At 34.3% G+C, this 8978-nt stretch carries 10 protein-coding genes; 6 read left to right on the top strand and 4 right to left on the bottom strand.

Annotation, left to right across the window (positions count from 1 at the left end; all coding sequences use genetic code 11):
- Positions 1 to 55 precede the first annotated feature (55 nt).
- From arsC to KGI01_RS12750, 3 genes are read right to left on the bottom strand one after another with little or no spacing between them, the layout of a single operon-like run.
- A complete protein-coding gene (gene arsC / locus KGI01_RS12760; protein ID WP_061114355.1) occupies positions 56 to 457 on the bottom strand; it encodes an arsenate reductase (thioredoxin) in 402 nt (133 codons plus the stop codon).
- 15 nt (positions 458 to 472) lie between these two features.
- The gene (locus KGI01_RS12755) at positions 473 to 1768 is read right to left on the bottom strand and encodes an arsenic transporter (protein WP_269801309.1); all 1296 of its coding nucleotides are present in this window, start codon (positions 1766 to 1768) and stop codon (positions 473 to 475) included.
- A 14-nt stretch (positions 1769 to 1782) separates the two neighbouring features.
- Complete coding sequence (locus KGI01_RS12750) at positions 1783 to 2127, bottom strand: ArsR/SmtB family transcription factor (protein ID WP_141274998.1); 345 nt, start codon at positions 2125 to 2127, stop codon at positions 1783 to 1785.
- Positions 2128 to 2266: 139 nt separating this feature from the next.
- Here KGI01_RS12750 and KGI01_RS12745 point away from each other — a divergent pair, with 139 nt between their 5' ends.
- The 4 genes from KGI01_RS12745 to KGI01_RS12730 are packed head-to-tail and all read left to right on the top strand — an operon-like array spanning position 2267 to position 6096.
- Positions 2267 to 2494 (top strand): SHOCT domain-containing protein, encoded by a 228-nt coding sequence (locus KGI01_RS12745; RefSeq protein ID WP_061114352.1) that lies wholly within the window; start codon positions 2267 to 2269, stop codon positions 2492 to 2494.
- Positions 2495 to 2547: 53 nt separating this feature from the next.
- On the top strand, positions 2548 to 4110 hold the full coding sequence (locus KGI01_RS12740; RefSeq protein ID WP_141274997.1) for a recombinase family protein: 1563 nt from the start codon (positions 2548 to 2550) through the stop codon (positions 4108 to 4110).
- Positions 4110 to 4526, top strand: coding sequence for a recombinase (locus KGI01_RS12735; protein ID WP_141274996.1), 417 nt, complete (start codon positions 4110 to 4112; stop codon positions 4524 to 4526). Before KGI01_RS12740 ends, KGI01_RS12735 begins: the two co-directional genes overlap by 1 nt.
- A 1-nt stretch (position 4527) precedes the next feature.
- Positions 4528 to 6096: a recombinase family protein gene (locus KGI01_RS12730; RefSeq protein WP_141274995.1), complete on the top strand. Its 1569-nt coding sequence runs from the start codon at positions 4528 to 4530 to the stop codon at positions 6094 to 6096.
- A gap of 94 nt (positions 6097 to 6190) precedes the next feature.
- Here the strand turns inward: KGI01_RS12730 and KGI01_RS12725 are convergent, their stop codons facing one another.
- Positions 6191 to 6733 (bottom strand): recombinase family protein, encoded by a 543-nt coding sequence (locus KGI01_RS12725; protein WP_070456258.1) that lies wholly within the window; start codon positions 6731 to 6733, stop codon positions 6191 to 6193.
- Positions 6734 to 6911: 178 nt separating this feature from the next.
- On the opposite strand from KGI01_RS12725, the gene KGI01_RS12720 reads away from it, so the two are divergent.
- A complete protein-coding gene (locus KGI01_RS12720; protein ID WP_141274994.1) occupies positions 6912 to 8357 on the top strand; it encodes a SulP family inorganic anion transporter in 1446 nt (481 codons plus the stop codon).
- A gap of 27 nt (positions 8358 to 8384) precedes the next feature.
- Positions 8385 to 8804 carry a universal stress protein gene (locus KGI01_RS12715; protein ID WP_068128761.1) on the top strand — a complete coding sequence of 140 codons (420 nt, stop codon included), beginning with the start codon at positions 8385 to 8387 and terminating at the stop codon, positions 8802 to 8804.
- The last annotated feature ends 174 nt before the right edge of the window (positions 8805 to 8978 follow it).

Below are 8978 nucleotides of genomic sequence, written 5' to 3'. Positions count from 1 at the left end.
TAAATAAAATAATCGGCTTGATTATTTTTAATTAGAGTTTTCATTGTCTTGATATTTAATCATTCAATTCTGCAAAACGTTTAATTCTTTCACCAATCTCATTACGTACACGCTGAAATTCTGACCATTCCTTTCCTGCTGGATCATCGAATCCCCAATGCTCTCTTTGTACATGTGGTGGAGTCATTGGACATTTATCAGCTGCATCACCACAAAGCGTGACAGATAATGTTGCGCTATTCAAGATTTCAGTGTTAATTAAATCAGATGTTTGTTCAGATATATCAATACCAATCTCTTTCATTGCTTTAATCGCATTGGGGTTTACTCCGTGTGCTTCAATTCCTGCACTATAAACCTCCCACTCATTCCCAAGAAGCTTTTTTGCCCATCCTTCAGCCATTTGGCTTCTGCAAGAGTTTCCTGTGCATAAAAAGTAAATAATTTTTTTTGACATAACTTTCATCTCCTATTATAAAATTAATGTGATGTAGAGCCCTAACAACGTAATGAACAAAATAGGCAACGTTAAAATAATTCCCGTTTTAAAATACGTACCCCATGAAATCTTAATACCTTTTTGAGAGAGTACATGAAGCCATAGTAACGTTGCAAGTGAACCAATTGGTGTAATTTTTGGACCTAAATCAGAGCCAATAACATTTGCATAAATAAGTGCTTCACGTATCACACCAGTTGTATTTGTCTCTGAGATAGCGATTGCATCAATCATGACAGTAGGCATATTATTCATAATAGATGAAAGGATTGCAGCGATAAATCCCATTGAAATGGTGGCAACGAATAAACCTTGTTCAGCACTTGCTTCAATGATTCGTGCTAATACATCTGTAAGACCTGCATTCCTTAAACCAAATACAACGACATACATACCGATGGAGAAAAAAACAATCGCCCATGGTGCACCAGTTATAACGGATTTCGTATTGACAGCATTACTATTTCTAGCGATGAATAAAAATAAAATCGCAACAATTCCTGCAACAATCGAAACAGGTAGTTGTATGAACTCACTTGTAAAATAACCGATCAATAATATCGCTAATACGTACCATGATAGACGGAATAATTTCATGTCTTGAATCGCCTCATGTGGCTTCTTCAAGTCTGAAGCATCGTATGTTTCCGGAATGTTTTTTCTAAAATAGAGTAACAGTACTAAGATTGTTGCAGTTAATGAAAAAATATTTGGTAAGATCATTGTAGATGCATATTCGATAAATCCGATATTGAAAAAATCAGCCGATACGATATTCACTAAGTTACTCACAACGAAAGGAAGGGATGTTGTATCTGCTATAAATCCACTTGCTATAATAAATGGGAAAATCATCTTTTCTTTAAAATTTAAATTACGAACCATTGCAAGAACAATCGGTGTAAGAATTAATGCCGCCCCGTCATTTGCAAAAAGCGCTGCAACAATTGCGCCTAAAATACTGACATAAATAAACATTTTTATTCCATTACCTTTAGCTATACGCGCCATATGTAATGCTGCCCATTCAAATAAACCGATTTCGTCTAAAATAAGTGAGATTAAAATGATGGCAACAAATGCTAAAGTGGCATTCCATACAATGCTGGTTACTTCGATTACATCACTAAAGTCTACGACACCTATGAGTAAAGCGATGATTGCTCCACCACATGCAGACCAGCCAATTGACAGGCCTTTCGGTTGCCAAATGACTAAAACGAGTGTTAGTAAAAAAATGAGTGATGCAAGTATAATCGATGATGACAAATTTATTCCCCCAATCATTCACACTTAATTCGTGTACCACTATCTTCTAATTCTTTTAACTTTTCATTTTGATTTGGCAACAGATTTAGCAATTGGATTATAAAATGATAATGCACATTCTCTTCATTTGTAGAATAAAAAATCCATTGCCCTCTTCTTTCCTCTTTGATTAATCCACTATCTTTTAACTTACGTATGTGTTGACTAATAGAGGGTTGGGTAGCTTGAAAGATCTCCACAAATTCGCAAACACAACAATCGTGATCATCTAGTATTTTCAACATTGTTAATCGTGTTTCATGACCTAATAATTTGAAGATTTCTGATGCAGTATTCATTTCAATGTTTGCATTTAACATTTTAAGGCCTCCTATCTTTTATATAATTATATAAGCATATACTTATATATGCAACGAATTAAAATTTAAAAACTTAGGGGGGTTCGAATCCTCTCTTTTTTTCGCATATAGGTAGAACACTATTTAGGAGGAAATCTACATGCGAATGACACAACTCTCACCTAATCATCAAACACCAAATCATAAACAATCAAAACCAACTAAAGAACAACTTAAAAATGAACTCAATTTTCATCTTGCTGAAAAAACTCTAATGATATTACGAGAAGAAGAGCTCATTTCTCAGGAAGAATTCAATCAAATAAGCAAATTAAATCGTCAAAAATTCAATCCTTTATTAGGTCCATTAATATGCGATAAACCTTGATATAACAGCGTTATAACGCTAATATACCACGTACAAGAAAGGAGGTTGAGTGGATGAGGAAGATAACAACACTAGATGTGACAACATCTTCAGCAGTAAAACCGAAACAAAAGGTTGCTGCCTATATACGTGTATCAACATCAAATGAGGATCAATTGATTAGTTTAGAAGCGCAAAGACGACACTACAAAACTTTAATTGAGAAGAATGTTGAATGGCAACTTATTGATATTTATAGCGACGAAGGTATTACAGGAACGAAAAAAGACAGACGACCTGAACTGATTCGCTTAATATCCGACTGCGAAAAAGGAAAAATTGATTTCATTTTAACAAAATCCATTAGTCGATTTGCGAGAAACACAATTGACTGCTTGGAGTTAGTCAGAAAATTGATGGACCTGGGTGTGCACATTTATTTTGAAAAGGAAAACATCAATACGAATTCGATGGAAAGTGAACTTATGCTTTCAATCTTAAGTAGCCTTGCAGAAAATGAGTCCGTATCTTTATCGGAGAACAGTAAGTGGTCAATTAGGCAAAGATTCAAACGTGGGACATATAAATTATCATATCCACCTTACGGTTACGACTATATCGATGAACAAGTAATTGTAAATAAAAAACAAGCACAAGTGGTAAAGCGAATATTCAATAGTGTACTTGAAGGAGTGGGAACAGAACGAATTGCCAGGCAGCTAAACAAAGAGAAAATTCCAACTAAGAGAAATGGCAAATGGACTGGAACTACGATACGTGGAATTATAAAGAACGAAAAGTACACTGGGGATGTGTTGCTTCAAAAGACGTATACAGATGAACATTTTAATCGAAAGGTTAATCAAGGTGAACTTGATCAATACCTAATTGAAAATCATCATGAGGCGATTATTACGCATGCTGATTTTGAAGTGGCTAATCGAATGCTAGAATATCAGGCAAGTCAAAAAAATATAGCAGTTGGAAGTAGAAAGTATTTAAACCGTTATCCATTTTCAGGAAAGATTGAATGTGCAGAATGTGGCGATACATTTAAAAGAAGAATTCACACATCTACGCATAGTAAATATATTGCCTGGTGCTGTTCAACACACATCAAAAACAAAGATGAGTGTTCGATGCTTTTTATAAGGGAAGAACGTATTCATCAGGCATTTATTACGATGATGAATAAACTAAAGTTTGGATATAGTTATGTTTTAACCTCACTATCCAAACAACTAGAAACTTCAAATCAAGATGAAACCTATCAAAAAATTACCGAAATTGAAGAACAACTCGAAGTTATAAAAGACAAACTTAATACGTTAATTCAATTAATGGCAAAAGGTTTTTTGGAACCAGCAATTTTTAATGAACAGAAAATCGAACTGTCCCAAAGACACATGAAGTTAAAAGAAGAAAGAGAGCAGTTACTGTATTTAATCAATGACGGTTCAAATCAGCTAAGTGAAGTGAAGCGGCTCATTAAATATTTTAAGCAAGGAAAATTTATAGATGCATTTGATGAAGAATCTTTTCAAGACATTGTAAAAAAGATACTCGTATATTCACCAAATGAGATAGGATTTCATTTGAATTGTGGCATTACATTAAGGGAGGGGGTTAAGCGCTGATGGCACATACACCTTTTGGATATGCAATAGTAAACGGAAAAATTGAAGTTCATGCCAAAGAAGCTGAGCAATTAAAGCTTTTAATCGCATCATACTTATCGGGCCAATCTTTAGCTAATGCAGCAAATGATTCTGGTATTAACCGATCACATGGAGGAATTACAAGAATATTAACAGATGAAAGGTATCTAGGGAATGGAATATTCCCTAGATTAATTTCAAAATCCCAATTTGAACAGTTGAAAGAAGAGAGATTTAAACGAGCGAAGAAGCTAGGTCGATTAAATAGAACAAAAGAGGAAGAATCATTTACACCACCATTCGCATTTACAATCGAAAAAGTGGAAAACAAATACGACAATCCAATTAAACAAGCAGAATATGTATACAGCTTAATTAAAGAAGAGGTGACTTAAAATGGCCTTAGCAAGAAGTGTCACAGTTATCCCGGCTAGGAGAAGAACGAGGAATGTTGATGCAGAGGAAAAGGAAAAATTAAAAGTAGCAGCTTATTGTCGGGTATCAACAGATAGCGAAGAACAAGCAACTAGTTATGAAGTTCAAGTGGAACACTACACTACCTATATTAAGAACAATCCTGAATGGGAGTTAGCGGGTATTTATGCTGATGATGGGATATCTGGAACAAATACAAAAAAGCGCGAGCAGTTTAATAAAATGATTGAAGATAGTATGAGTGGAAAAATCGACATGATCATTACTAAATCAATCAGTCGATTTGCGAGAAACACGCTAGACTGTTTAAAATATATCAGGCAATTGAAAGATAAAGAAATACCTGTCTTTTTTGAAAAGGAAAACATCAACACAATGGATGCCAAAGGCGAAATAATGATCACCATCATGGCTTCTCTTGCACAACAAGAAAGTCAGTCACTTAGTCAAAACGTAAAACTTGGCATTCAATACCGATACCAGCAAGGTGAAGTGCAAGTGAACCATAATCGCTTTCTAGGCTATACAAAAGATGAACATAACAAATTAGTCATCAATCCGGAACAAGCGAAAATCGTTAAACGGATTTTTCGAGAATATTTAGAGGGGTCCAGTTTGGTTCAAATTGCACGTGGCCTTGAAGCTGATGAGATATTAACCGCAGCTAAACGAACGAAGTGGCGACCAGAATCGATTAAAAAGATTCTTCAAAACGAAAAGTATATCGGAGATGCATTGCTTCAAAAAACATATACCGTAGATTTTTTAACGAAAAAGCGAGTTGTCAACAATGGTCACGTTCCACAATACTATGTAGAAAATAACCACGAAGCCATCATTCCAAGGGAGATCTATTTACAAGTTCAAGAAGAAATGATGCGAAGGGCAAATATCCGAAACGGAAAAACTGGAAAGAAACGAGTGTATAGCAGCAAGTATGCTTTGTCGAGTATAGTCTTTTGCAAAGAATGTGAAGATGTTTTCCGAAGGGTGCATTGGAATAACCGCGGATACAGATCCATCGTGTGGCGATGCGTCAGCAGACTAGAAAGAAAAACACATCTTTGCAGTGCAGAAACAATCAGAGAAGATGAACTCCAGCAAGCCATCGTTCATGCAATCAATGAAGTCTTGGGAAACAAAGATAATTACTTGAACATATTAATAGAAAATATTGAAACAGTTTTGAATGAAAATGCAGATAAACCAACAGTGGGTATTGATGAAAAGTTAGAAGACCATCAAAGGGAACTGCTCAGACTCGCAAATTCAAAAGAAGATTACGATGATGTGGCGGAAGAAATATATCGATTGCGGGAACTGAAGCAGGAAGTCATGATGAAAAACGCAGTTCGAGAAGGACTTAGACAGCGGATTGAAGAAATGACAAAGTATTTAAAAGAGCAACCGCAGCAACTTGAAACATACGATGACCTGCTTGTAAGGCAGTTAATTGAAAGAGTGACGATTCATAAAAGGAATTTAACGATTGAGTTTAAATCGGGTATTGAAAAGGAAATAGCAATATAAAATAAAAACTAACGCAGCGTATTTTCAGAATATGCTACGTTAGTTTAAATTAACAATATAGGATTAAACTGTATCTTTGAATGTAGAATGATAATTAACTTTCAAGATATCTATATAAGGTAGATTTACTAATACCAGTTTCATTTCTTATTTCAGATAGGCTATATTTTTTACTTTGATACATATTAATAGCACGTTTTACATTTTCATCAGGTAATCGTGGTCTTCCGGCAGTAACTCCTCTTTGTTTTGCCTTATTTAATCCCTTCTTGGTCTTTTCGCTAATTACATCACTTTGAAATTCAACTAGATGTTTTACAATATAACTAAATTGATACCCACTTTCATTGCTCGTATCAATATCTTCTCTAATTGATTTTATGTAGGCACCTTTGTCTTCAATCATCTGTAATAGCTCGACTAAATGTAGTGTAGAGTCCGCTAGCGAATATAATTTAGTGATTATTATTTTGTCACCTTGTTCAAGTGTATGGATCATTTCGTTAAGTTTAGTTCGATTCTTTGCGGAAGAATGATTTTCGATAATTATTTTATCGCAATTTATTTCACGAAGTGTTGTTATTTGTTTATTATAATTATCATCATCACTTTCAGGTCTTATATAACCAATCAACATATTAAACACCCCTTTATTTTAAAAAAGAAGCCCTAATAATTATATCATAAAATATAATATGTTATTTCCCATAATGGTTCCATTTTGGGACGAAAGGTGTTAAACTATTTTTATTAAGGTCAGTTTGGATTTTTCGAGGGATAAAAAATAAATTTAAACAGAAGAGGTGTAGATTTAAGTGTTAGAGAAAATAAAAAGAGAATGGTTTTCAAATGTGAGAGGGGATATACTTGCTGGAATTGTTGTTGCATTAGCACTAATACCGGAAGCAATTGCATTTTCCATCATAGCAGGTGTAGATCCCATGGTTGGTTTATATGCCTCCTTTTGTATCGCTGTAATTATAGCATTTGTCGGAGGACGACCGGGAATGATTTCAGGAGCAACTGGTGCAATGGCATTACTTATGGTTCCTTTAGTAAAAGAACATGGACTTGATTATTTACTGGTTGCAACTATCCTAACAGGTGTAATCCAAATATTATTTGGTATATTTAAAGTAGCTAAAGTGATGAAATTCATACCAAGAGCTGTCATGATAGGTTTTGTAAATGCATTAGCGATTCTAATTTTTATGGCTCAGGTACCTCACTTTATTGGGATTTCTAATTTGACGTATGTATTTGTAGCAATTACATTAGCAATCGTGTATATACTTCCGAGATTTTTCAAAGCTGTTCCAGCTCCATTAATCGCAATTATTGTATTGACAGCCGTAGCACTTTATACCAATGTTGATTTACGCACTGTCGGTGATTTAGGAGCTATCACAAGAACATTGCCAGAGTTTTTTATTCCAAACGTTCCATTTACGTTGGAAACATTAGTAATTGTATTTCCTTTTTCCCTAGCGTTAGCTATTGTTGGATTACTGGAGTCTTTACTTACAGCTTCCATTGTAGATGATATGACAGACACAGAAAGTGATAAAAACAGAGAGTCAAGAGGACAAGGTATTGCAAATATCGTTACAGGGTTCTTTGGTGGGATGGCTGGATGTGCAATGATCGGTCAATCAGTTATAAATGTGAAGTCTGGTGGACGTGGAAGGTTATCTACCTTTATTGCCGGGATATTCTTGATGTTTTTAATTATAGTATTAGGGGACTTAGTCATACAAATCCCAATGCCTGTATTAGTAGGAATAATGATTATGGTTTCAATAGGGACATTTGATTGGTCATCGTTTACTTATCTTAGAAGAGCTCCCAAAACTGATTCAATTGTTATGTTGGTAACCGTAGGAATAGTTGTAGCTACCAATGATTTATCAAAGGGTGTTATTGCAGGGGTTATACTTAGTGCGATCTTCTTTGTAGCTAAAATATCAAAGTTAAAAGTGAAAAGTAAACATCAAGATAATAAAGTAATTTATGAAGTGGAAGGTCAGTTGTTTTTTGCATCAACTGAAGACTTTTTAAAGTCATTTGATTTCAATTTGGAGAATAAAAATATAATAATTGATTTTTCAGATTCACATATTTGGGATGACTCTGCTGTAGGGGCAGTTGATAAAGCAGTGATTAAATTTCAAGAAAAAGATAATAAGGTAACTATCATTGGTTTAGATACATCAAGCAGAGAGATATTCCATAAACTCGCTGTGAATAATAATGTAGATTAAACAATTAATAAAATAGGAGGTTTGAAAATGTATAAAAGATTATTACTAGCTGTTGATGGATCAGAAAACTCATTACGAGCAACTGATGAAGCGGTGAAAATCGCTTCGTTAATTTCCGATTGTAGAATTGAAATTATTTATGTTGTTGATTATTCAAAATCTAAAAATGAAATTCTTCATTCACAGGGAAAAGAAGAACTTGAATATACTCGTCGCAAAATACTTTCTCCAATAGAAGAAAAAGTGAAGTCGAAAAATATAGAATATAAACTTGAAATACTACATGGATATCCTGGTCCTACTATTATTGAATACGCAAATAAGGAAAAGGTTGATATGGTTGTTATAGGTAGTCGGGGACTCAATTCATTGCAAGAAATGGTATTAGGTAGCGTAAGTCATAAAGTAATGAAAAGAGTAAATTGCCCAGCTCTAATAGTCAAATAAAAATATTAAAACCAAAAATTTTTATCATAAAAAATCAGTTGATATGTTCCCACAAACCTACAAATTAGTCGACATGTTCCCGAATACGAACATTTCATTAAAAATAGCAAATTCATCAATTCTATCAACTCGTACCATGTTGAGGTGGTAGCGTTGATGTCAAGGGTAGATGAA

This window comes from Kurthia gibsonii (assembly GCF_006539985.1).
In the GTDB taxonomy this organism is placed as follows: domain Bacteria; phylum Bacillota; class Bacilli; order Bacillales_A; family Planococcaceae; genus Kurthia; species Kurthia gibsonii.
This window is presented reverse-complemented; position numbering and strand designations above follow the sequence as displayed.

Bases quoted from the DNA above. Each gene is read 5' to 3' on its own strand.
- KGI01_RS12730 (WP_141274995.1), top strand. From the start codon at position 4,528: ATGGCCTTAGCAAGAAGTGTCACAGTTATCCCGGCTAGGAGAAGAACG.
- KGI01_RS12750 (WP_141274998.1), bottom strand. From the start codon at position 2,127: ATGTTAAATGCAAACATTGAAATGAATACTGCATCAGAAATCTTCAAA.
- KGI01_RS12725 (WP_070456258.1), bottom strand. From the start codon at position 6,733: ATGTTGATTGGTTATATAAGACCTGAAAGTGATGATGATAATTATAAT.
- KGI01_RS12735 (WP_141274996.1), top strand. From the start codon at position 4,110: ATGGCACATACACCTTTTGGATATGCAATAGTAAACGGAAAAATTGAA.
- KGI01_RS12745 (WP_061114352.1), top strand. From the start codon at position 2,267: ATGCGAATGACACAACTCTCACCTAATCATCAAACACCAAATCATAAA.
- KGI01_RS12740 (WP_141274997.1), top strand. From the start codon at position 2,548: ATGAGGAAGATAACAACACTAGATGTGACAACATCTTCAGCAGTAAAA.
- KGI01_RS12715 (WP_068128761.1), top strand. From the start codon at position 8,385: ATGTATAAAAGATTATTACTAGCTGTTGATGGATCAGAAAACTCATTA.
- arsC (WP_061114355.1), bottom strand. From the start codon at position 457: ATGTCAAAAAAAATTATTTACTTTTTATGCACAGGAAACTCTTGCAGA.